The organism is Marinobacter sp. SBS5, from assembly GCF_048285575.1.
Classification (GTDB): Bacteria; Pseudomonadota; Gammaproteobacteria; order Pseudomonadales; family Oleiphilaceae; genus Marinobacter.
The window spans coordinates 888,415-909,782 of the sequence record NZ_JBLWAZ010000003.1; the positions used below are offsets into that span (position 1 = coordinate 888,415).

At 54.7% G+C, this 21,368-nt stretch carries 20 protein-coding genes and 1 tRNA gene; 4 read left to right on the forward strand and 17 right to left on the reverse strand.

Annotated features, from left to right (window positions below):
• Window positions 1-20 precede the first annotated feature (20 nt).
• The 6 genes from rplI to rnr form a co-directional block, all read right to left on the reverse strand.
• On the reverse strand, window positions 21-467 hold the full coding sequence (rplI, locus tag ACNQ6O_RS11140) for a 50S ribosomal protein L9 (RefSeq protein WP_418053282.1): 447 nt from the start codon (window positions 465-467) through the stop codon (window positions 21-23).
• A gap of 20 nt (window positions 468-487) precedes the next feature.
• Complete coding sequence (locus tag ACNQ6O_RS11145; RefSeq protein WP_418053283.1) at window positions 488-1,354, reverse strand: hypothetical protein; 867 nt, start codon at window positions 1,352-1,354, stop codon at window positions 488-490.
• Between the two features lie 25 nt (window positions 1,355-1,379).
• Window positions 1,380-1,610, reverse strand: a complete 231-nt coding sequence (gene rpsR / locus ACNQ6O_RS11150) for a 30S ribosomal protein S18 (protein ID WP_008937282.1) — start codon at window positions 1,608-1,610, stop codon at window positions 1,380-1,382.
• 24 nt (window positions 1,611-1,634) lie between these two features.
• Entirely contained in the window at window positions 1,635-2,051 is a 417-nt protein-coding gene (rpsF, locus tag ACNQ6O_RS11155) for a 30S ribosomal protein S6 (protein WP_114332954.1), read from the reverse strand.
• Between the two features lie 243 nt (window positions 2,052-2,294).
• Window positions 2,295-3,032 carry a 23S rRNA (guanosine(2251)-2'-O)-methyltransferase RlmB gene (gene rlmB / locus ACNQ6O_RS11160; protein ID WP_418053284.1) on the reverse strand — a complete coding sequence of 246 codons (738 nt, stop codon included), beginning with the start codon at window positions 3,030-3,032 and terminating at the stop codon, window positions 2,295-2,297.
• A 25-nt stretch (window positions 3,033-3,057) separates the two neighbouring features.
• Window positions 3,058-5,508 carry a ribonuclease R gene (gene rnr, locus ACNQ6O_RS11165; protein WP_418053285.1) on the reverse strand — a complete coding sequence of 817 codons (2,451 nt, stop codon included), beginning with the start codon at window positions 5,506-5,508 and terminating at the stop codon, window positions 3,058-3,060.
• Between the two features lie 254 nt (window positions 5,509-5,762).
• Here rnr and ACNQ6O_RS11170 point away from each other — a divergent pair.
• Both ACNQ6O_RS11170 and ACNQ6O_RS11175 read left to right on the forward strand, forming a co-directional pair.
• Window positions 5,763-5,849, forward strand: a tRNA-Leu gene (locus tag ACNQ6O_RS11170).
• A gap of 221 nt (window positions 5,850-6,070) precedes the next feature.
• Window positions 6,071-6,841, forward strand: coding sequence for an ion transporter (locus tag ACNQ6O_RS11175; RefSeq protein WP_418053286.1), 771 nt, complete (start codon window positions 6,071-6,073; stop codon window positions 6,839-6,841).
• 30 nt (window positions 6,842-6,871) lie between these two features.
• On the opposite strand, the gene ACNQ6O_RS11180 is transcribed toward ACNQ6O_RS11175, so the two are convergent.
• From ACNQ6O_RS11180 to mpl, 4 genes are all read right to left on the reverse strand, one after another.
• Window positions 6,872-8,809, reverse strand: a complete 1,938-nt coding sequence (locus ACNQ6O_RS11180; protein ID WP_418053287.1) for a hypothetical protein — start codon at window positions 8,807-8,809, stop codon at window positions 6,872-6,874.
• 142 nt (window positions 8,810-8,951) lie between these two features.
• Window positions 8,952-10,091 (reverse strand): acyl-CoA dehydrogenase family protein, encoded by a 1,140-nt coding sequence (locus ACNQ6O_RS11185; protein WP_418053288.1) that lies wholly within the window; start codon window positions 10,089-10,091, stop codon window positions 8,952-8,954.
• Window positions 10,092-10,224: 133 nt separating this feature from the next.
• Window positions 10,225-10,836: a flavin prenyltransferase UbiX gene (locus ACNQ6O_RS11190; RefSeq protein WP_418053289.1), complete on the reverse strand. Its 612-nt coding sequence runs from the start codon at window positions 10,834-10,836 to the stop codon at window positions 10,225-10,227.
• The gene (gene mpl / locus ACNQ6O_RS11195) at window positions 10,829-12,223 is read right to left on the reverse strand and encodes a UDP-N-acetylmuramate:L-alanyl-gamma-D-glutamyl-meso-diaminopimelate ligase (RefSeq protein WP_418053290.1); all 1,395 of its coding nucleotides are present in this window, start codon (window positions 12,221-12,223) and stop codon (window positions 10,829-10,831) included. The genes ACNQ6O_RS11190 and mpl overlap by 8 nt, the downstream gene beginning before the upstream one ends.
• A gap of 144 nt (window positions 12,224-12,367) precedes the next feature.
• On the opposite strand from mpl, the gene ACNQ6O_RS11200 reads away from it, so the two are divergent.
• Window positions 12,368-13,630 carry a 6-phosphofructokinase gene (locus tag ACNQ6O_RS11200; protein WP_418053291.1) on the forward strand — a complete coding sequence of 421 codons (1,263 nt, stop codon included), beginning with the start codon at window positions 12,368-12,370 and terminating at the stop codon, window positions 13,628-13,630.
• An 89-nt stretch (window positions 13,631-13,719) separates the two neighbouring features.
• Here ACNQ6O_RS11200 and ACNQ6O_RS11205 read toward each other — a convergent pair whose 3' ends face one another.
• Both ACNQ6O_RS11205 and ACNQ6O_RS11210 read right to left on the reverse strand, forming a co-directional pair.
• Window positions 13,720-13,962, reverse strand: coding sequence for a GrxA family glutaredoxin (locus tag ACNQ6O_RS11205; protein WP_418053292.1), 243 nt, complete (start codon window positions 13,960-13,962; stop codon window positions 13,720-13,722).
• Window positions 13,963-14,111: 149 nt separating this feature from the next.
• Window positions 14,112-16,238: a methyl-accepting chemotaxis protein gene (locus ACNQ6O_RS11210; protein WP_418053293.1), complete on the reverse strand. Its 2,127-nt coding sequence runs from the start codon at window positions 16,236-16,238 to the stop codon at window positions 14,112-14,114.
• Between the two features lie 57 nt (window positions 16,239-16,295).
• Between ACNQ6O_RS11210 and ACNQ6O_RS11215 the strand changes: the two genes are divergently transcribed.
• A complete protein-coding gene (locus tag ACNQ6O_RS11215; protein ID WP_418053294.1) occupies window positions 16,296-16,721 on the forward strand; it encodes a YqaA family protein in 426 nt (141 codons plus the stop codon).
• Here the strand turns inward: ACNQ6O_RS11215 and ACNQ6O_RS11220 are convergent.
• The 5 genes from ACNQ6O_RS11220 to ACNQ6O_RS11240 all read right to left on the reverse strand — a co-directional run bounded on the left by ACNQ6O_RS11220 (window position 16,718) and on the right by ACNQ6O_RS11240 (window position 21,346).
• The gene (locus ACNQ6O_RS11220; protein ID WP_418053295.1) at window positions 16,718-18,121 is read right to left on the reverse strand and encodes an ABC1 kinase family protein; all 1,404 of its coding nucleotides are present in this window, start codon (window positions 18,119-18,121) and stop codon (window positions 16,718-16,720) included. The genes ACNQ6O_RS11215 and ACNQ6O_RS11220 overlap by 4 nt on opposite strands.
• Before the next feature lie 150 nt (window positions 18,122-18,271).
• Window positions 18,272-18,910 carry a lipoyl(octanoyl) transferase LipB gene (gene lipB / locus ACNQ6O_RS11225; protein WP_418053296.1) on the reverse strand — a complete coding sequence of 213 codons (639 nt, stop codon included), beginning with the start codon at window positions 18,908-18,910 and terminating at the stop codon, window positions 18,272-18,274.
• Window positions 18,910-19,179, reverse strand: a complete 270-nt coding sequence (locus ACNQ6O_RS11230) for a YbeD family protein (protein WP_418053297.1) — start codon at window positions 19,177-19,179, stop codon at window positions 18,910-18,912. The genes lipB and ACNQ6O_RS11230 overlap by 1 nt, the downstream gene beginning before the upstream one ends.
• Window positions 19,180-19,222: 43 nt before the next feature.
• Window positions 19,223-20,386 carry a D-alanyl-D-alanine carboxypeptidase family protein gene (locus ACNQ6O_RS11235; protein WP_418053298.1) on the reverse strand — a complete coding sequence of 388 codons (1,164 nt, stop codon included), beginning with the start codon at window positions 20,384-20,386 and terminating at the stop codon, window positions 19,223-19,225.
• A 57-nt stretch (window positions 20,387-20,443) separates the two neighbouring features.
• Complete coding sequence (locus ACNQ6O_RS11240) at window positions 20,444-21,346, reverse strand: septal ring lytic transglycosylase RlpA family protein (protein WP_418053299.1); 903 nt, start codon at window positions 21,344-21,346, stop codon at window positions 20,444-20,446.
• Window positions 21,347-21,368: the final 22 nt, after the last annotated feature.

The following is a 21,368-nucleotide window of genomic DNA, read 5'->3' on the forward strand; positions in this document are numbered from 1 at the left end:
TACCTGCTGAGGCTAACCGATTACTCGGCTACAACCGCCAGCTTGATGGTAACTTCAACATCAGAGTGCAGCTGGAGCTCAACATCGAACTCGCCAGTCGTCCGCAGCGGACCTTCTGGCAGACGAACTTCGCTCTTCTCGACTTCAGTGCCGCCAGCAGAAACAACTTCTGCGATATCACGAACACCGATAGAGCCGAACAGCTTACCTTCGTCACCAGCCTTGGAGGTGATGGTGAAGGATGCGCCTTCCAGAGCTTCTGCACGGGACTGGGCAGCAGACAGCTTTTCAGCAGCGGCTTTTTCCAGCTCAGCGCGACGCTCTTCAAACGCCTTTACGTTTGCTTCCGTGGCAGGCACAGCCTTGCCGTACGGCAGCAGGAAATTACGACCGTAACCGGCCTTAACATTTACCTTGTCGCCCAAAGTGCCAAGGTTTGCAACTTTCTCGAGCAGAATAACTTCCATCTCGTTAACCTCTTCGTGCTTTATTCAGCCGGTCCGGTTGGCGCTATGCGTTCCCGAATATCCAGCCAGCTATCCACAAAAGCCAGAACCAACAACAGCATCATCAGATTCAGACCCAACAGCCCCAACACAATGTAAAACGCGAACAGCGCCTGACCGCCCCACTGCTTACGACCTACTACCCCATGAACCAAGGCCAAACCTGCCACGAGAAGTGGCGTGCCTGCAGCCCAGGCCAAAAGTACCGGATTCAGCCCCAACAACGGGCCCGATACCATGGTTACAGCGCATACTACCGCGATAGCCGGCGACAACCTGATGGCATGAAACTCGCGCCGGAAACCACCTGGGTTATCCAGCCCTGCCTGCCAGGATCTCGCCAACATAGCCATGGCAATCGCTATCGCGAAAGCCGAGCCCGCCATACTGGCGCTCATCGCGCTTCGAATGATTCGCTCTAGGTCGCCGCCCAGAGCCTGAACCACTTCAGCGTTGTACTGGTCGTAAAACTCGACACCGATCCGAACAAGTTCGTTCAACAGTGCCGGATACATGACTGGCAACATAAGGCCGGTCAGTATCGTCAGAAAGGCGCCGGATAACAGCGCGTTTTCCCAGGACAGCGATGCCCGGAAGACCGATGCCATCAGCATCGTTTGCAGCAATACGATCAGCGCTGTCGGGTTTTGACCGTATACGGCCCAACCCAATGCAGGCAAAACTGCCCAGAGGCCAATGGTGAGCCCCTGCCGAATCCCCTGTCGCATTATGACAAGGGCCGTAACTGCTGCGCCTATCCAGAACAACAAAGGAACAATAGTCGAAACTACTGCAACTCCGCCGGCCTGCATGGGACCGCGCATTACATACTGTGCCAGTGCACGCATGGTCCCGGGTCCTGTCTATCTGTGCTTAGTGGTCGTGACTATCCGTATACGGCAGCAGTGCCAGGTAGCGGGCACGCTTGATAGCGGTAGCCAGCTGACGCTGATAACGTGCTTTGGTGCCGGTGATACGGCTGGGCACGATTTTGCCGGTTTCAGTGATGTAGCCTTTCAGGGTGTCCAGATCCTTGTAATCGATCTCTTTAACACCTTCTGCCGTGAAGCGGCAGAATTTACGACGTCTGAAAAAACGAGCCATAACTTAACTCCTAACTCCGGTGAATTACTCTTCTTCGCCTTTGGACTCAGCGCTCTGGCTTTCGCCAGACTCAGCCGAACGGCGTGGACGATCGTCTCCGCCGGAACGACGGTCCTCACGGGACTCAGCGGCTTTCATCGGAGACAGGTCAGTAACAGCCTCGTCGCGACGCAGAATCAGCTCACGGATGATGGCGTCGTTGAAACGGAAGTTATGAGTCAGCTCGTCCATCGCAGCCTGTGAACATTCAACGTTCATCAGCACGTAGTGAGCTTTGTGAATCTTGTTGATCGGGTATGCCAGGTGACGACGGCCCCAATCTTCCAGACGATGTACCTGACCGCCATCTTCAGTGATGAGGCCGGTATAACGCTCGATCATCGCGGGCACTTGCTCGCTCTGATCCGGATGTACCATAAATACGATTTCGTAGTGACGCATGAGTTCTCCCTACGGGTTAAACAGCTTTCGACCTCAGATGGCCCCTTCCGGAACCGCTCCAAAGCATGGAAAGCAAGGAGGTGACAGCTAAGCTGCCGGCTTCTTTTTGCTTTATTGACAAGGCCTTGTATAAAACCGCCTGATCAAAAGCGAGATTTTGATCCCCTGAATTCAGGCAACACAAAACCACCCCTTCTAAAAGGGGTGACGTATTCTATGCCTACAAGGGGTATCGTGCAAGGATTAACCGGCTCGTTGACGCAGTGCTTCGTACAAACAAACACCGGTCGCCACGGAGACATTAAGGCTATCGACATGTCCGTGCATCGGAATGTTAACCAACTGGTCACAGTGTTCACGGGTAAGGCGGCGCATACCCTTACCTTCTGCCCCCATCACCAACGCCACCGGCCCTTTGAAATCAGCCTGGAACAGATTCGCATCCGACTCACCGGCAGTGCCAACCAGCCAAACACCCTGATCTTTCAGCTCGCGCAGAAAGCGAGCCAGATTGGTCACCCGAACAAAAGGCACAGTTTCAGCAGCACCGCAGGCAACCTTTCGAGCCACCGGCGTCAAGGTCGCCGACTTGTCTTTCGGCACGATAACCGCCTGCACACCTACGGCGTCTGCGGTACGCATGCAAGCACCCAGATTGTGAGGATCTGTCACACCGTCCAACACCAAAAGGAATGGCGGCTTATTACTAGCCGCCAACTGCGCCAGCAAGTCCGCCTCAGTCCATTCGCGACTCTCTGAGACTTCAGCCACAACACCCTGGTGCACGCCGGACACCCGCTCATCCAGTTCGCGGCGATGCACAACACTCCAGCGCACGCCCAAACCGTCCAGTGCCTCGGTCACCGATTTTACTCGCTTGTCCTGCCGGCCCGTTTGAATCCACACGCGCAGCAAACGCTCCGGCTCCCGTTTCAGCACTGCATCAACGGCATGCCAGCCAAATACATATTCCTGAGACACTAGCGATCAATTCCTGTGTTACTGGTTACTTACGGCTGTTGCGCTTTTTACTGGCAGGCGCCGGCTTATCTTTCGCACCCTTTTTAGAGGCCTCTCGGGCTGCCTCGCTGGCCAGCCGCTCTTTCGCGCTGGCCGGTTTTCCAGACTTGCCACGCTTACCGCCCTTACCAGCCCGATCGCCTTTATTGCGAGGCTCTCGCTTGGCAATATCCAGCGCATCCCGGTCGGCGGTACGCTTTTGAGGCTTACTGGTCAGCTCCAGATCGATTTTGCGATCTTCCAGCCCGACCCGAACCACCTTCACACGCACTTCGTCACCTAAGCGGAAGCTCACAGCCGTGCGTTCTCCGATCATCCGGTGCTTCGCCGCATCATGATGGAAGTAATCGCCACTCAGGGTCGACACATGCACCAGCCCTTCAATATAGATATCCGACAGTTCCACAAAGAAACCAAAGGGCACTACCGCCGCAATCACACCTTCGTATTCCTCGCCCACGTGATCCTTAAGGAATTCACACTTGAGCCAAGCCATTACGTCGCGTGTGGCATCATCGGCCCGCCGCTCCGTCATCGAGCAATGCTCACCGAGCTGTTCAACTTTGGCGTAATCGTATGGATAAGCAGCCAAGCCCGCATCCAGTTCTTTGGGCGACACCACATCCTTTTGCACTTCAGGATTATGAATGCAGGACTTAATAGCCCTATGCACAATCAAATCCGGGTAGCGTCGAATCGGCGATGTAAAGTGCGCATAGCTGGCAAACCCGAGACCAAAATGGCCACTCTCTTCAGGGCTGTAAACCGCCTGACTCAGCGAGCGCAACATGACCATTTGGATGACATGGGCATCCGAGCGGTCAGCTACTTCAGACAGCAGCTTCTGGTAATCCGCCGAAGTCGGCTGATCACCACCGCCTAACTGAAGCCCCAGCTCACTGAGGAACAACCTCAGTTTACCCAGACGCTCCTCGGAAGGACCATCGTGCACCCGGTAGAGTGCAGGCATCTTATGCTTCTTCAGGAAGCGAGCCGTTGCCACGTTGGCGCACAACATACACTCTTCCACGATCTTGTGAGCATCGTTTCGGTGCACCGGCACGATCTCTTCAATCTTGCGCTCCGCATCGAACACCACCTTGGTTTCGGTGGTTTCAAAATCAATAGCACCCCGTTCGGTACGCGCCTTGCGAAGAAGCTTATAAAGCTCGTACAAGTTATGCAGGTGCGGCAACAAGTCTGCGTAATGAGCACTCAGCTGATAACCCTGTTCGGTATCAGGGTGTTCCAGCATGGCACTTACCTTGTTATAGGTCAGCCTTGCATGGCTGCGCATAACCGCTTGATAGAAGGTATAGCCACTAATATTGCCCGCTGCACTGATGGTCATATCCGCCACCATGCACAAACGGTCAACACCCGGATTCAACGAACACAGTCCGTTGGAAAGTTTCTCCGGAAGCATCGGCACGACGTGGTCAGGGAAATACACCGAGTTGCCACGCTCAAACGCTTCTTCGTCGAGCGGCGAGCCTGCACGCACATAGTGAGATACGTCGGCAATCGCCACGACCAGCCGGTAACCGCCACGAGGGCGCGGCTCACAGTAGATCGCGTCATCGAAGTCGCGAGCGGACTCATCATCAATGGTGACCAGCCGCATATTGCGGATATCAACACGATTTACTTTGTCTTTCTCTTCAACTTCCGCAGGAATCGCCGCTGCCTGTTCGCCCACCGCTTCAGACCAACTGTGCGGGATTTCGTAGGAACGAATCGCGACATCGATTTCCATGCCGGGAGCCATATGTTCACCCAGCACTTCAAGCACTCGCCCGGTTGGCTGGGTGCGCACGGTTGGCTGCCGCAAAATTTCGACCACCACATACTGACCATGCACAGCCGCACCGACATTTTCGTCCGGAATCAGAATCTCGTGATTGATACGAGCATTCTCAGGAACGACAAAGGCAATGCCGCTCTCCTTGAAGAAACGCCCCACGGTCTGCTCGGTACGATGCTCCAACACCTCGACAATCACACCTTCACGGCGGCCACGATCATCTACGCGGTCCACTCGGGCTGCCACTCGGTCTCCATGAAAGACCTGGCGCATCTGGCGCGCGGTCAAAAACAGGTCGGAACTGCCATCATCGGGAATCAGAAAGCCAAAACCATCCCGGTGTCCCGATATTTTACCGGTCACCAACGCCGCTTCTTCAATAGGCAGGAATGCATTCCGGCGATTACAGATCAACTGCCCATCACGACACATGGCAATCAAACGTCGGCGTAAAGCCTCGATGCCTTCCTCGGACGCCTGCCCCAACTCTTGGCACAGGGTTTCGTGGGTGGCAGGGGCACCACGCTCTTTCAGGTGATTGAGGATAAACTCCCGGCTCTGGATGGGGTTATCGTATTTCTGGGCCTCACGATCAGCGTGTGGGTCCCGTACATTTTTTTTCTTAGAAACCATTCGGATCCTTGTTATTCAGGCCGCAAACACTGCGGCAAAATTCATCAATTCACACAGTATAACGTTGCCGTCTTAAACCTGCATGACAAGGCGGACATTAATAGGCACAAATACCGTGAAAACTTTTTTTCACTAAAACGTTTGACAGGCCATAAAGGAATTATTAAAGTACGCGCCATCGGTTGAGGGGCACCCTTCAACTCTGGCAGAAACGCTAGTTTTAAACAAACTGACAGCGCAACTGCAAATCACCTGCCGAGGTGGTGAAATTGGTAGACACGCTAGCTTCAGGTGCTAGTGGGGGCAACCCCGTGGAGGTTCAAGTCCTCTCCTCGGCACCATTTCCTTCCCCAGGAAATGGCAGAAAAAACGTTCAACCGATTTAAATTGCTCGTTATCAGGCCATAAACCCTGAGCTCTCCCGTTTAAACCGCATTTTATTTATCCAACACCAGCCAACGCAGTCAGCATTTACTGTACCCGCTCCGGATAACTCTGCGGTAACCACGCCTACAACACCATGATCTATAGTGATAGCTAGCCACCTTCTCCGGAAAACACAATGCGCAAGCTGCTCTACCGGTACGTTGATGCCACAGCCTGGAATGCGAAAGGGCTATCCCCGTTCAACTTTGCCATCTGCATTCTGATCCTCGTCTCCGTCTTGTTGGCGGTTATCGAAACTGAGCGCTCGTTCAGCGAAGCCTTACCTCAATTCTTTCTGATATCAGAAAAAATTCTGTTCGCCGTCTTTGTCATCGAGTACTTGCTCCGAGTGTATGTGGCCCCGGAGAACCCGACGTACTCAGGCCCATTCGGTCGGTTGCGGTACATGAAATCAGGGTGGGCTTTTTTTGATCTTTTGGCGCTCCTATCATTTATTGCGCCTTTCGTCACAAACTCCCTAACCTTCTATATTCGCCTGACTCGCATCTTCAGAATACTGAGAGTGTCTCGGCTCGGGCGCTTTACTCAAGCATGGAACCTGCTTTGGTCAGCCATCTCCAGACGTAAGTTTGAACTGCTGATGAGTGCGACTATCGCCTTTATCTTGCTTCTCATATCCAGCGCATTCCTCTACTTATTTGAAGCAGAGTTACAACCTGAAGATTTCGGCAGTATTCCAAGGGCGCTATGGTGGAGCGTAGCGACACTCACCACGGTCGGGTATGGAGACGTCACCCCAATCACTGCTGCGGGCAAATTCTTTGCCGGCCTTACGGCTATTTCTGGCGTTGGCCTCGTTGCCATGCCAACCGGCATACTTGCCGCGGCCTTTAGCGATGCCTTCCAAGCTCGACAGACCGAAAATCCAAGCGAGCATTCAGACTAACGGCAAGCACGCAGAGTGATCGCCACCTCATCACTCAGCCACAACCGTGTCCGTCAACCCCTCAACCAGATATTCCGTGAGCGTTTTGTAGACATAATCCACGTGCGCAAACGCTATGCCCGTCCCGCCCCGAACCTCGCTCCCACATGCATTGACCGAGCCGGCACGCTTGAGATCCGCCTGACGAATATGATTCACCGTTTCCTCGGTTACGTCAGCTTGATTCAGCTTCGAGTATGACAAATGCCACTTAAAGGCACCGTCTGAAGAATCCACACGCTCAAGGCTGGCCAGCGCTGAGTTTTGAACCGGATATTTGAGTAGTCGCTGAACATTCAACTCTACTACCGACTCCGGATCTTGTTTGTAGTTACGGTGATCGTATTCGTAGGCACTGCCATAGGATCTTTCCCCCTCAGAAAGGGTTACACCGAACAGCCGGGTCACATAAGGGTTTTCGAGAACAGCAGGATCATCCTCGGTGCCGGACGGCTCACAGACATCTGCCGCGCCTGCCTCCAAGAAGGTTACCGCTCGCTCCACCTCACCATTAGCGTCAACGCTGTATCCACTGACCTTGCTGCCCTCCCACTCCTCTGCAGGTGAATTTTGAGCTGTTAATGACATCGTCCAAGTCCTGTCCGGTTGGCCCGGAATCAACTCAACAACGGCACTCTTATCCGCCCAGCTCCATTCAATTTCAGCACTTCCGCCCAGCTCAGTGCTGTCAGGCTCAATGCCTTGGGTGATCTTGTGGCACTGGGTAACAGTGTCGAAATAAGCCCGTTTATTTGGCCAGTCGAAGACGATCCGCTCATGGACGCCGCCTTCGTCGTAGAGGCTTTTACTCAACGGTGACAATGACGCGCCAGGCAACCACTGAGTTTGCAGCAATGCCATGTAGCCATCCACTTGCACCAATCGCACCAACTCTGGCAACGATGGGGCCATGCAGCCCCGGCTGGACACCGACAACAACTGGCCGTCTTCCGCATAGTCAAACATCAGCTCAGCCGATGGCCCCAGATCTCTTGAGGGCAGCGTGCTGCTGTCTGCTGACACATTCAACGTTGTCAGAAGCACCGGATTACTTAGCTCAATGGGGACAACGGGCAACTCCAGCGCATCCGGATCCACATTGGCATAACTCCCCCCGGAAGCCGCACTATCCACCAACTGCATCACATCGCCAGCATGCTGCACTAACGAAATGCCGAGTAACTGGACCGCCTCCTTCGACAAGAAACGCTCGGTGCCATCTCGCCCAGCTTCAGCCAAAAGTGCGTTGTAACCATTGGGGATCTGGCTAGCCATAAAACGAGCCAATGCCTGAGCGTATGCGTGGGCTTTGTCGTCACCGGCAAGCACATAGTCTTTTAAAAGATTTAGCCCATCCAGGTCGGCATAACGTTCCGGAGAAATGCTGCCAAGCTCGGGGCTAATGGAGTTCCCCACAACAGCACGATAGCGTGCCAGCGTGGTCAGCGGGGTCACGTTGGTAACACCGGGGCTGGCCGACATCAGGAAGGCTCGCTTTACCGCAACCTCACCGTTACGGGTTTCTTCCAGGGTTTTATCCGGCAACGCAAGCGCATACAAAGGGTAATCTCTGGGATCTAAATCCTTGCCCAAAGTGCCCGGCACATCAAACTCAGAGATATCGAGATCGAAACGCCCTCTCGCAGCCGTCATAGCGGCGGGTTCGCCATTCTCCAGCGTGTAACGTTCACCATTGGCCAACATGACGTCTAACGGGCCTTTGCTGTACTGCCCGTCGCCATCCAGATCCAGCCAAACGCGAGCGTTCCGAAGGTAGCCATCAATAACTCGCCCCGAATAAGGCGCAGGCTTGCTGTAGCCAACGCCGTCAAAATCACGACCATCAACCGGCAGTTGGTCTGACTCTTCGCCACAACCGGCAAGCGCAAGCGTTAAAAGGGGGACGGAAAGACTGATCAGGCGTTTCATCACGGCAACCATTTATCCTTGTTAGAAGGTTGTGCCGTTACTGTAGGGAATACCGAAGCTGGAGACCTTGACCGGCTTGGCAAATTGTAAAGTTTGGTAAACGACAGGCCCGATGATCCGTAGCCTGTCGTTTGAGGGAAAATTAGAACGAGCGGGCGACAATCTCTTTCATGATTTCATTGGTGCCAGCGTAAATGCGCTGCACACGGGAATCAGCCCAGGCCCGGGCAATGGGGTATTCCCACATATAGCCGTAACCACCGTGCAACTGCACGCACTCGTCCATGACTTTGCATTGCAGATCGGTGGTGTGCTGCTTGAGCATGGCGGCGGTTGGGATATCCAGTTTTTTCTCCAGATGCAGCTCCAGGCAGCGATCCGTGAACACGCGGGCAGCGGTAATTTCAGCCTTCAGTTCCGCCAGCTTGAAACGGGTGTTCTGGAACGCCAAAATTGGCTTACCAAACGCCTTTCGCTCTTTAACGTAATCGAGGGTCCACTGCCACGCGGCTTCGGCCGCCGCTACTGCCGTGAGTGCCACCTGCAGCCGCTCAGCTGGCAACTCGCTCATCAGCTGAACAAAGCCGTGCCCTTCGCGGCCACCCAATAGATTGTCTGCGGGCACTTTCACGTCCTGAAAGAAAAGCTCAGACGTATCCTGCGCCTTCATCCCCACCTTGTTCAGGTTCTGCCCCTTCTCAAACCCTTCAGAGGCTGACTCAACGATGAACAAACTGGTGCCTTTGGCGCCCTCTTTGGGATCGGTTTTTGCAACCACCACAACCAGATCCGCTAACTGACCGTTGGTAATGAAGGTTTTGGAACCGTTCAGAAGGTAGTGATCGCCGTCTTTAATAGCCGTGGTTTTCACACCCTGCAAGTCGGAACCTGCGCCCGGCTCGGTCATGGCGATGGCACCCACCATTTCCCCGGAAGCTAGCTTGGGCAGATAGCGAGCCTTTTGCTCGTCGGTGCCATAGTTAAAGATGTAGGGCGCGACGATATCCGAGTGAAGGCTCCAGCCAATGCCCGTCAACCCTGCTTTGGCCACTTCTTCCATGACCACAGCGGAGTAGCGGAAGTCAGCCCCTACACCGCCGTATTCTTCAGGCAATGTCGGGCACAGGAAGCCCAGCTCACCGGCTTTATGCCATATCTCGCGACTGACCTGACCGTCCTTTTCCCATTGTTCGTGATGAGGCGCCGCCTCTTGCTCAAGAAATTTACGAACGGAATCCCGGAAACCGTCAAGATCGGCATCAAACAGAGTACGTGGAATCATGGCAGAACCTCGCGTGTTGAGTTGGCTTGTTGTTATCTTCAACAAGTCTGTGGCGAGGGGGGCCTGCACTCAATGGTGAAAACCATCAATCGCTTTGGCCAAAACCAACGCCAGCCACCACCAGATTCTGTTTTTATTCACCCCAGCGAGGCACCAGCGTTTGCGGGAACCCCAGATGATCCAGAATCCGCGCCACCATGAAGTCCACCAGATCATCAACCGATTGCGGTTTGTGGTAGAAACCCGGGCTTGCCGGCATGATGACTGCGCCCATGCGAGTGAGCTTGAGCATGTTATCGAGATGGATTTCTGAATAGGGAGATTCACGCAGCACCAGAATCAACGGCCGGCGCTCCTTCAAGGCAACATCACCAGCGCGCTCAATGAGATTATTACTGGCACCGGTAGCCAAGGCCGAGAGCGTCCCGGTGCTGCAGGGGCAGATCACCAACGGGGCTTTTTCGCCCGAACCGGAGGCTGGGGGCGAAAACCAGTCTTCACGGCCAAACACCTGAATTTGCCTTTCTTCGGCACCGGCATAAGCCGTAAAAGCTTCGGCCATGGCCGGTGGCGAGCCCGGCAGACGGAAGTCTGTTTCAGTGGCAATCACCACTTGCGCAGCCCGGCTAACCATCACGTTCACCCGGCTGCCATTCGCGACTAGGCACTGCAGCAAACGCAACGCGTACTGGGCACCGGACGCTCCGGTAATGGCAAGATTGACGACCTGCGGAGCCTCAGCCACGTACTTTCTCCAATTCCGCTACCAGTTTACGGTGAATTCCACCAAAGCCACCGTTACTCATAATGACAATGTGGCAGGTTTCCGGCAGTTGTTCCAATACACGGGCAATCAGCGTCTCGACAGAATCCTCGACACTGTGATGATCCAGTTCGCCGTGTTCTGCCCGCCAGCTTTCAACCAGTTCCGGCAGCCAGTCCATTTCGCTCAGGTTGCCCCACAACACTCGGTCTGCAGCGGCTGTGCTGGGAATCAGGGTTTGCTGATGCACGCCTTGTTTCATGGTGTTCGAGCGAGGCTCGATAATAGCCAGAATGGGCTCGTCACCCACTTGATTCCGGAGCCCTTCCAGGGTTGAAGTAATCGCCGTAGGGTGGTGGGCAAAATCATCGTAAACGGTCACTCCACCAACCTCACCCACCAGCTCCATACGGCGCTTCACACCGGAGAACCGGCACAGGGCCGCCACCGCATGATCGGGCGTGACACCCACATGGCGCGCAGCCGCAATGGCCGAGAGTGCGTTGCGAACGTTGTGTTGCCCGGTCAACCCCCACTTCAACACGGCCACAGGCTGCTCGTGGTGAATCACCATAAACTGACTGCCATCTTCCCGAAGCAGCTCCGCGCGCCAGTCAGTGGTGCGGGAAATCTCGCTGCCAATGGCGGTGTCCTGAACCGGACTCCAGCACCCCATGTCCAACGCACGGTCCAAATGTTTATCAACGGCGGGGCGAATAATCAGCCCTTGCGACGGCACCGTGCGCACCACGTGATGGAACTGGCGCTCAATGGCCTCAACGCTGTCGAAAATATCCGCGTGATCGTATTCAAGGTTATTGAGAATCAGCGTATTCGGGCGGTAGTGAATAAACTTGGAACGCTTGTCGAAAAATGCACTGTCGTATTCATCGGCTTCGATCACGAAGAAGTCACTGGTACCCAGTCGTGCAGAAACCGGAAAATCCTGTGGCACGCCACCCACCAAATAACCGGCATCAAATCCTGCCTGATCCAGAATCCATAACAGCATAGAGGTGGTCGTGGTTTTCCCGTGGGTGCCAGCGACCGCCATTACCCAGCGGTGTCTCAGTACTTCCCGAGACAACCATTCCGGGCCAGACATGTAGTCGATGCCACGATTAAGAACCGTTTCAACTTCCACATTGCCCCGGGACATGGCGTTGCCAATCAGCACCATATCGGGCCTTGGCTCCAGATTCTCCGCCCGGTAACCTTCCATCAGCGCTATACCTTGGGCCTCAAGCTGTGTGCTCATGGGGGGATAAACACCTTGATCGGAACCGGTCACCGTATGACCCAATTCCCGCGCGATCACGGCCAAACTGCCCATGAACGTGCCACAGATGCCCAAAATATGTATATGCATTAGGGTATTGCCTCCGATTTGAATCCTGCCAAGCCTCTACCATACTTTCTGCGGGGTCAAGAGTCGGCATCCCCTCATGAAAAAAGACCGTGTTTGGCGTATCATTCGCGCCAACTTTGAACCAGCAGGAGGCTTGAGCCCGCGATGGCGATCAAGAACGCATTTTATGCCCAATCTGGCGGAGTAACCGCCGTCATCAATGCTAGCGCATGCGGCGTTATCCAAACCGCACGCAAGTACCCGGATCTGATCGGAAAAGTATACGCCGGTCGCAACGGTATCATCGGCGCACTGACCGAAGAACTGATCGATACCAGCCTGGAGTCTGATGAAGACATTCAGGCGCTGATCCACACCCCGGGCGGTGCGTTCGGCTCTTGCCGTTACAAGCTGAAGAACTTTTCTGAAAATCAGCGTGAATACGAGCGACTGATCGAAGTGTTCCGTGCCCACAACATCGGCTACTTCTTCTATAACGGTGGCGGCGATTCCCAAGACACGGCTTACAAAGTCTCCCAGTTGGCAGACAAAATGGGCTACCCCATCACGTGTATTGGTGTGCCCAAGACCGTCGACAACGACCTGCCGTTCACTGACTGCTGCCCGGGCTTCGGCTCTGTCGGCAAGTACATTGCCACCTCTACTCTGGAAGCCAGCCTGGACATCAAGTCTATGTGCGAAACTTCCACCAAAGTGTTCATTCTGGAAGTCATGGGGCGGCACGCTGGCTGGATCGCAGCCGCAGGTGGCTTGGCTGGTCAGGAAGAAGGCGAACCGCCTCATATTATCCTGTTCCCAGAAATCCCGTTCGACCGCGAGAAGTTCCTTGCGCGTGTTGACCAGTGCGTGAAGGATTACGGCTACTGTGTTGTGGTGGCCTCTGAAGGCGCCCAGTACGACGATGGCCGCTTTGTTGCTGACGCTGGCGCAAAAGATGCCTTCGGCCACACTCAGCTGGGCGGTGTAGCTCCGGCTCTGGCCAACATGGTCAGACAAGCTCTGGGCCACAAGTACCACTGGGCCGTTGCTGACTACCTGCAGCGTTCAGCGCGTCACATCGCGTCAGCTACTGACGTTGAACAAGCTTACGCAGTTGGTGAAGCTGCGGTGGAAATGGCTCTGGCGGGTAAGCAAGCTCTGATGCCGACCATCGTGCGCGATCAGGTCAAGCCTTACCGCTGGTCCATCGGTGAAGCCAATTTGAGCGAAGTGGCTAACCAGGAAAAGAAAATGCCTATCCACTACATCACGGATGACGGCTTCGGCATTACTCAGGAGTGCCGCGACTACCTGCAGCCGCTGATCGAAGGGGAAAACTTCCCTCCGTTCGAGAATGGCCTGCCGAAGGTTGCCAAGCTGAAGAACCAGCTGGTTGAGAAGAAGCTGAAGACAGAATTCAAGCTCTGATCGGCGAGACCTGAAAGCAAAAAGCCCGGCTACTGAAAAGTAACCGGGCTTTTTTATAACACCGCACAATGCCTTACAGCTTCCAGAGCCTAAGCTCCATGCTGACGTACGTAGACGAAAAACTCATCGCAACCACCCACATATTCAGAGCCGACCAAAATCTGAGGCACAGTATAAACCGGCTGACCGATGCGCTCCGAAACGTCCTGCTTGCTCAAGCCCTGCTCGACCATATCAATCCAGGTGTACGGAATGTTCTGGGATTCACACAGGCCTCTGGCTCGCAAGCAAAACCCACAGCTTGTACGCCCGTAAATAGTGACCTGTTCCATAACGACCTCCTGCAACAAGGGCTTCCCCTTGTGGTGAATAAGACAGTAACTTCTATTTGCAGCGAATGATGACACGAGCAGAAAAAATTCAAAATTGATCCTGCGCATTGTGCTCATAGTAAGTACCGATACTTAGCAGATGGCCGAACTCAGGTTTTCAGGCGCTCCAACTCCCCATCCAGCACCTGGACCTGCCCGTCCAGCGCTTCGCCACTTTGGCGAACCCGCTGTGCCAGCTCGCGCAGGTCAGTGGCAGCATCACCGATATGGGTGAGGTTACGATTGATCTCTTCACTAACGGAGCTTTGCTCTTCCGCCGCCGTTGCCACTTGGGTGACGTGCTCAACGATTACTCCGATACGGTCAACAACCGTGGCCAGAGAATGGGCCGCTTCTCGCGTACCATCCACGGCACCGGAGGCGCGATCCACACCATGTTGAATCACAGACACGGCACCGGTGACATCGCCCTTCAAAGCTTCGATCATGCCACTGATTTCATCGGTGGACTCGCGAGTTTTCGAAGCCAGCGTTCGCACCTCGTCCGCCACGACCGCAAAGCCTCGCCCTTGTTCTCCGGCACGGGCAGCCTCGATTGCCGCGTTCAACGCCAGCAGGTTGGTCTGCTCCGCAATGCCGCGAATCACCTCGATGATCCGGTTGATCTCCTCGCTGCGCTGTTCCACATGCCCAATCGCCGAACTCGCCTCGCCCATATCATTGGCCAGCGCATCGACCCCTTTTACAGCTGCGCCCAAGGTGTCCTGAGTAAACTGAATGCCATCTCGGGCGGCACGGGCATTATCGGCTGCTTCGCCAGCGAAACCGGCCACTTCACCAGCCGCTGCCGACATTTCATTCATGGCGGTAACAACACTGTCTATATCAGCGTGCTGTTGACCGGTTTGATCATCAATATCGCGACTGACCGCCCCCATATCGGTGGCTTGGGCACGCACCTTGACGTTGACCTCCTTCAAATCACTGATCATTTCTCTGAGACGGGCAAGGAATTGATTAAATCCGCCCGCTAGGTCGATCAATTCTGCATGGGTATCAATATCCAACTCTCGAGTTAGGTCACCCTCTGCACTCGCCAAATTCTGCATGCGGTCCCGGATTTCATTCAGCGGCCGGGTTACCGAGCGCACCAGCAGAATCAATAGAGCAATGGCAATCAGCACCACAATCGCTGCAACGACTGCCTGCCGCGAGGCGGTGGCCGCCACTTCGGAGTCAAGCAGAGCGGTGATTTCGCTTACATTGGTTAGCGCCACATCTCTGGGCAACTCGATTAACAGCGACCACTCGCTCCCAGACAAGGCCACCTTGACCGGGTGCGCAACCGCAAGCGTGTGACCATCATCGAAACGGCCATCCTGTTTGTGCAGGCTGGAAAAGTCCGAGGCCAGTTCTGGCAGAGCCTCCTGCAGTGGCCGCCCCAGATGCTGCTGATAATGGCTGGAGGCTGCAATCAGCCCCCTTTCACTCAGCAGGGTGACTTTCGATTCACCCTTAAACAGCCCCTGACTCACCTCCTTCACCATGGTTTGAAGCGTGGTCAGATTGATGTCGATACCGACCACCCCGGCAAATTGCCCGTCACTCAAAACCGGCACAATGAGGCTGGTCATTAATTCCGAATAGCCTTCTTCGATTTCATAGTCGTAGGGCTCCAGCAAGCATGGCTGCCGAGAATCCTTCGCGCACAGATACCACTCCGCCTCGCGGTCACCAAACTCGTTGTGAGCGTCCAGATACTTTTCAGACGGATCTTCTGTGCGACTGAATTCAATTTCGCCCTGGGGGTTTCGAAAATAAGAAATATCCAGCGTGCCTTCGTCACTGCTGTGTTCTGCAGCACCGTCTTTGAAAAACTCATCTAGCCCATCGTAGGCATTAGGCTCGAATTGAGCATAGATGGCGCTAACACTATGCTGCTCCTCCAACACCGCTCGAAGTGCATCCTGCAGCGCCCACCGGCTCATGCGCCCGAACTTGTCGTCGTCTATGTTTTGGCGGATCAGAACTCGGAGCATTTCCGGTGTTTGGTAAGCTGCTTCAAACTTGCCGGCGACCAACTCACCGTACTGGCCGGCGGTTGCACCGAGCTGGTCCATCACAATACCCTGCACAGTATCGCGTGTATCATCTGACAGGCGCTCCTCCATAGCTTCTAATGACCATTGAGCCGTCAAAACGATGCTGAGACTGAGCAGCAACAACAGCGCAATCACCAAACCGTATAGCTTGAAACGGAGCGAAAGGTGTTTCATAAAAAGTAAAACCTATTAAAGTAAGCGTTAAAACACATAGTAGAACATGGAGCGCCCATGGCGTACCTCACCCTGTTTTTGACATCCTTTGCGGCCGCCACGCTGCTGCCCGCTTATTCTGAAATACTGCTGGGCACCTTGGCGAATCAAGGGCTGCCACTGTTCTGGCTATGGCTCTCGGCCACCCTTGGTAACACGCTGGGCTCTGTCGTTAACGGGGTTATCGGCCGGCAGGTCGATCGCTTTAAAGACAAACGCTGGTTTCCGATCAGTGAAATGCAACTGCACAAAGCCCGTAACCGTTTTAACCGTTACGGGCAATGGTCTCTGTTACTCGGTTGGCTTCCACTGGGAGGGGACGCCCTGACACTCATCGGCGGTATGATGCGAGTGCCCTGGCTGAACTTTATTGTGCTGGTGGGTATCGGCAAAGGCCTTCGTTACGCCCTCGTTATCTGGGCTGTTCAGAAAGCCTTAGGCTAATCTTTTTCTGCGTACAGGTACTGCCGGAGAATGTCTTCACCATTAAACTCCGCATGCAGCACGGCGATAAACGTGTAGACACCAATCAATTTCCGGTTCAGGAACACAAACTCCTTGGGTGGCACCCGGAAGTACCGGCTGATAGCCGAACGGGCGGCCTGCTTTGCGACCCGAGATGGCAAGTCGCTTTGCTTCCAACGGTATTCACCTTGGCTGTTCACGGCGTAATCTGGCCACTCGCTTCGATCTCGGGCCAACGGTTCCAGCACCGACATACACACTGAGCCAAACTTATCCAACACCGCCTCCGGCCAATCCCGGCTCATGAAATTCAGCGTGACACCGCCATCAATCACGGATTCCAGATTGCCTTCATACGAGGCTTTGATCATCTGAATCACCGGAGTGAGGAACTCATCGGAATAACTTTGCACGGCGCCGAAATCGAGCAGCACGATTTTATCCCAACCACTTCCCTCACCCGGCTCTTTGGCAATGCGTATTCGGTAATTGCCAAAGTTCGGGTCAGTCTGAATTTCGCCCCAATCGAACAGCTCCCGGAAGAACAGCTCGAGCGCGGCTTTGCCGAGCTCATTCCGCCGAGCCTGCGGCAAAGCCGCGACTGCTGGAGAGCTGACTGAGTGGCCGTGCTCGTAGGTGGAGGCAATAATGTGATCGGTCGAATACTCCTGCAGCACCCGCGGCACAACAAACCGGGGATCCTCACTGAGCATATTACGGAATTTCTCGGTAGTACGGGCTTCCAGACGATAATCCACCTCACGGTGCATCATCTCCCGGACCTCTTCCAGCCAGTCGTTAAACTCAGGCCCGAAGCTGACCAGGCGGGCGACTTTCAATAACTGGGCAACCGCATTCAGGTCGCTATCGACGGCATCCGCCACACCCGGGTACTGAACCTTCAGCACCAGTTCAAGCCCGTCGCTTTTTCGCACTGCACGATGCACCTGCCCCAAGGACGCCGCACCGATGGGTTCCGGATCCACATCGAGCTCAGCCAAGCGTTCAATGCCAATTTCTTCCTTGAGTACCCGCTCGATGGCCGGCCATTCGAGCGAGGTGGTTTGGTCTTCCAGGGTATGCAGCGCTTCAGTGACCTCATCCGGCAAAAAGTGCTCGCCATACAGAGCCATCACCTGACCGATCTTCACCACACTGCCTTTGAGCTTACCGAGCTCGTGCACCAGAAACTGAGACTGGCTCGAGAGCATCGCCCGGTGCCGCTGATCACGGGTTTCTTTATTGCTGAACCAATTGGTGGCCATGTGAGACGCCATCCGGGTCCCGGCGAACAAACCAGCCTTGGTCAGCGACAACCGGCGTTCAAAGCTGCCAGTCTTGATGCGAGAAACGGATTTTGCGGGCTTTCTGGTAGACATGAAGAACCTGTCTTAATGTGGGGTGTTCGAAATGTGGTCAGCTATCAATACCGCCCAACAACTCTCACGCTACATTATATCGACACTGCGCGCAGACAGCTTATCCCGTCCGCCCCATAGAGATTGCTATACGGGCCAATGCGTGCGGCTCTACCAGCCCTGCTTGAACTCGACGTCGTGCCCGTTCAGCCCGGCAACCAGCTCCTTAACCAAGTGCTGCTCAACGTCGTATACCGACACGCCCGGCACGAAATTACTGACCTGCGACATCGACATGCCCGCGTAGCCACAAGGGTTGATGCGAGAGAAAGGCTCCATGTCCATGTTCACATTCAATGCCAGACCGTGAAACGAACATCCTTTACGAACCCTCAGCCCAAGCGAGGCAATTTTCGCGCCGTTCACATAAACGCCAGGCGCATCCGATCTGGGCGCCGCTTCGATGTCATAGTCCGCCAGGGTTCGAACGATCGCTTGTTCGATCTCGTCAACAAGCGATCGAACGCCCAACTTACGCCGGGTCAGATCGACAAGCAGGTAAACAACCAGCTGCCCGGGACCGTGGTAGGTGACTTGCCCTCCCCGATCCACCTGAATCACCGGAATATCACCCGGCAGAAGAATGTGTTCAGCCTTACCGGCCTGCCCTTGGGTAAACACTCTGGGATGCTCAAGGCACCAGAGTTCATCGACCGTGGTTTCGTCGCGGGACGCAGTGAACGATTTCATCGCCTCCCACGCTTCCATGTACGGCTGCTGCCCAAGAGAACGGACGATAAGATCTGCCATCACAACACCATATGGACGCGGCCCGTGGCCTTCAGTTCTTCGAACAGCGCTTTAAGCTGAGGTTCCCCGGTGGCAACGATCTTTACCCGAACCGAACAAAACCGACCATTTCGGCTGTCATTTACGGTTATGTCAGCCTTATCGATACCCGGTGAATGCTTCTCGACAATAGCCGCAACCACATCGATGAAATCCGGGGCGGAGTCTCCGATTACCTTGATCACGTAATCACATGGAAACTCAATTTTCGGTGCTTTCGGCTCAGTCATGCCGCCCTATACTCCCAAGTCGTCGCGGACAATCCGCGCGGTCTTAATTGAATAATTGAATGAAAAAGAGCTTGATGGAATCCCACAGGCGCTTGAACAGGCCGCCTTGCTCAATCTCAGTCAGTGCCAGAACCGGCTGCTCAACCAGAGTCTCGCCATCGAGAACGACACGAACCCGACCCAGTTCCTCACCCATCTTGATGGGTGCTTTAATGACAGAATCAAGGTCTACCGTAGATTCAAGCTTGGCTCTGGAGCCGCGAGGAATCGTGACGTAAACGTCTTCAGCCATGCCTACAGACACGTTGTTGACAGCACCACCCCAGACGTCAGCCGCCATCAGCTCCTGACCAGCGCGGAACAGGCGTTCAGTTTCATAATAGCGGAAACCGTAGTTCAGCATCTTCTGAACTTCCTGCGCCCTGGCTGCCGAGCTGCTGGTCCCCATGACAGAGGCAATCAAGCGGGTTTCACCACGCTTCGCAGAAGCCACCAGGCAATAACCCGCCTCGTCAGTATGCCCGGTTTTCAGGCCATCAACGCTATCGTCTCGCCACAACAACGCATTGCGGTTGGGCTGACGGATGTTGTTGTAGGTGAAGTGCTTTTCAGCATAAATCGGATAGTTCTCGGGGTAATCTTGAATAATCGCACGGGCCAGCACTGCCAAGTCATAGGCGGTGGAGAAATGGTCTTGAGCCGGCAAGCCGGTGGCATTTTGGAAGTGAGTGTTGGTCATCCCTAGCAGTTGAGCCTGCTGGTTCATGATATCAACGAACGCTTCTTCGCTACCGGCAATGAATTCTGCCAAGGCCACTGAAGCATCGTTGCCTGACTGAATAATCACGCCTTTCAACAAATCTTGTACGCTCGCGCTGGTGCCTTCTCGGAGGAAGGTTCGCGAGCCTTCGGTGCGCCAGGCTTTGACACTGATCGGCACCATGTCAGACATGGAAATCCGCCCCTCATCCAGCTCACGCTCAACGATATAGGCGGTCATCATTTTAGTCAGGCTGGCCGGCGGCAAGCGCTCGTTACTGTTGTGCTCCATGATTACCCGGCCACTGAGCGGATCCATCAGGACCCAGGAACTGCCCGCAATTTGTGGCGCGGAGGGAATGAGCACCGATTGCGCCGACGCCTGCGCGGCGAACACTGTCAGAGACAGAGCCAGGAAAAACATTCGAGTAAAAATTTTGAAAGCCATGGGTCGTTTCATTCGCTGTCAGAGGTTTGTCTTGTGTGTGTTCTGAACTCAAGCGGTTCAGTGTGTATCCGTAAGTACGATGGAGTTGCCGAAACCTTTGGACTCAATCAGGTTTTGAGCATATCGAGCATCATCTTCGCTCACAAACGGGCCGACTTGCACCCGATGAAAACGACCATTGCTCGTTGAGACTTGTCGAACCCGCACGGGCTCATCGAGTTCCCTTTGAGCACGGGCGAACATTGCGTTTGCAGGCTCCGGACTTCCAAAGGCCCCCAACTGAACAAACAGAGCCTTGCGAGAAGACTCAACCGCTGGCTCCGCGGGTTCCACAGGCTCCTGAGCTGGCTTGGCCATCACACTGCCGCTTTTTGGGTCGAACGGTTCCCCAGCCAGAAACATAGAACCGTCGGGTTTTACCGTGATGGCTGCCACTTCAACGCGCGCTGTACCTCGGGACTGGTAACCTAGCTTTTTCGCGGCTGCGTATGATAGGTCAATCATCCGATCGCCATGAAACGGCCCTCGGTCATTCACCCGGACTATCACAGATCGCCCGTTATCCAGATTGGTCACCCTAGCATAGCTCGGGATACGCAGGGACTTATGGGCTGCAGACATAGAGTACATATCGAACACTTCGCCATTCGATGTTTTATGGCCATGAAACTTTTGCCCGTACCAACTGGCCGTCCCTCTTGCCACATAGCCGTCGTTGCTGTCGACGACACGGTAGCTTTTACCCCAGACCTGATAAGGCGACTTATTACCCGCCCGGCGGGGTGCTTCGTAACGTGGCTCAGCATCCGCGAGCTCACTGACATCGAAGTTCCCCTCCGGTGCCCGGTCCTGTTTCAAGGTGTACCTTGACGAATGGTCCACGCTTGGCGTGCTGGAGCAGCCAGATAGGGCCAACAGCAGTGCCGGCGCCAGAAACCATGTTTTCAGAATGTTCGCCATAACCGCGCGCAACTCTTAATGT

Bases quoted from the DNA above. Each gene is read 5' to 3' on its own strand.
- ACNQ6O_RS11210 (WP_418053293.1), bottom strand. From the start codon at position 16,238: ATGAAACACCTTTCGCTCCGTTTCAAGCTATACGGTTTGGTGATTGCG.
- ACNQ6O_RS11220 (WP_418053295.1), bottom strand. From the start codon at position 18,121: ATGTCTACCAGAAAGCCCGCAAAATCCGTTTCTCGCATCAAGACTGGC.
- ACNQ6O_RS11205 (WP_418053292.1), bottom strand. From the start codon at position 13,962: ATGGAACAGGTCACTATTTACGGGCGTACAAGCTGTGGGTTTTGCTTG.
- ACNQ6O_RS11200 (WP_418053291.1), top strand. From the start codon at position 12,368: ATGGCGATCAAGAACGCATTTTATGCCCAATCTGGCGGAGTAACCGCC.
- ACNQ6O_RS11215 (WP_418053294.1), top strand. From the start codon at position 16,296: ATGGCGTACCTCACCCTGTTTTTGACATCCTTTGCGGCCGCCACGCTG.
- ACNQ6O_RS11240 (WP_418053299.1), bottom strand. From the start codon at position 21,346: ATGGCGAACATTCTGAAAACATGGTTTCTGGCGCCGGCACTGCTGTTG.
- rplI (WP_418053282.1), bottom strand. From the start codon at position 467: ATGGAAGTTATTCTGCTCGAGAAAGTTGCAAACCTTGGCACTTTGGGC.
- rnr (WP_418053285.1), bottom strand. From the start codon at position 5,508: ATGGTTTCTAAGAAAAAAAATGTACGGGACCCACACGCTGATCGTGAG.
- ACNQ6O_RS11230 (WP_418053297.1), bottom strand. From the start codon at position 19,179: ATGACTGAGCCGAAAGCACCGAAAATTGAGTTTCCATGTGATTACGTG.
- ACNQ6O_RS11180 (WP_418053287.1), bottom strand. From the start codon at position 8,809: ATGAAACGCCTGATCAGTCTTTCCGTCCCCCTTTTAACGCTTGCGCTT.
- ACNQ6O_RS11235 (WP_418053298.1), bottom strand. From the start codon at position 20,386: ATGGCTTTCAAAATTTTTACTCGAATGTTTTTCCTGGCTCTGTCTCTG.
- ACNQ6O_RS11185 (WP_418053288.1), bottom strand. From the start codon at position 10,091: ATGATTCCACGTACTCTGTTTGATGCCGATCTTGACGGTTTCCGGGAT.
- rpsR (WP_008937282.1), bottom strand. From the start codon at position 1,610: ATGGCTCGTTTTTTCAGACGTCGTAAATTCTGCCGCTTCACGGCAGAA.
- lipB (WP_418053296.1), bottom strand. From the start codon at position 18,910: ATGGCAGATCTTATCGTCCGTTCTCTTGGGCAGCAGCCGTACATGGAA.
- rpsF (WP_114332954.1), bottom strand. From the start codon at position 2,051: ATGCGTCACTACGAAATCGTATTTATGGTACATCCGGATCAGAGCGAG.
- ACNQ6O_RS11175 (WP_418053286.1), top strand. From the start codon at position 6,071: ATGCGCAAGCTGCTCTACCGGTACGTTGATGCCACAGCCTGGAATGCG.
- ACNQ6O_RS11145 (WP_418053283.1), bottom strand. From the start codon at position 1,354: ATGCGTGCACTGGCACAGTATGTAATGCGCGGTCCCATGCAGGCCGGC.
- mpl (WP_418053290.1), bottom strand. From the start codon at position 12,223: ATGCATATACATATTTTGGGCATCTGTGGCACGTTCATGGGCAGTTTG.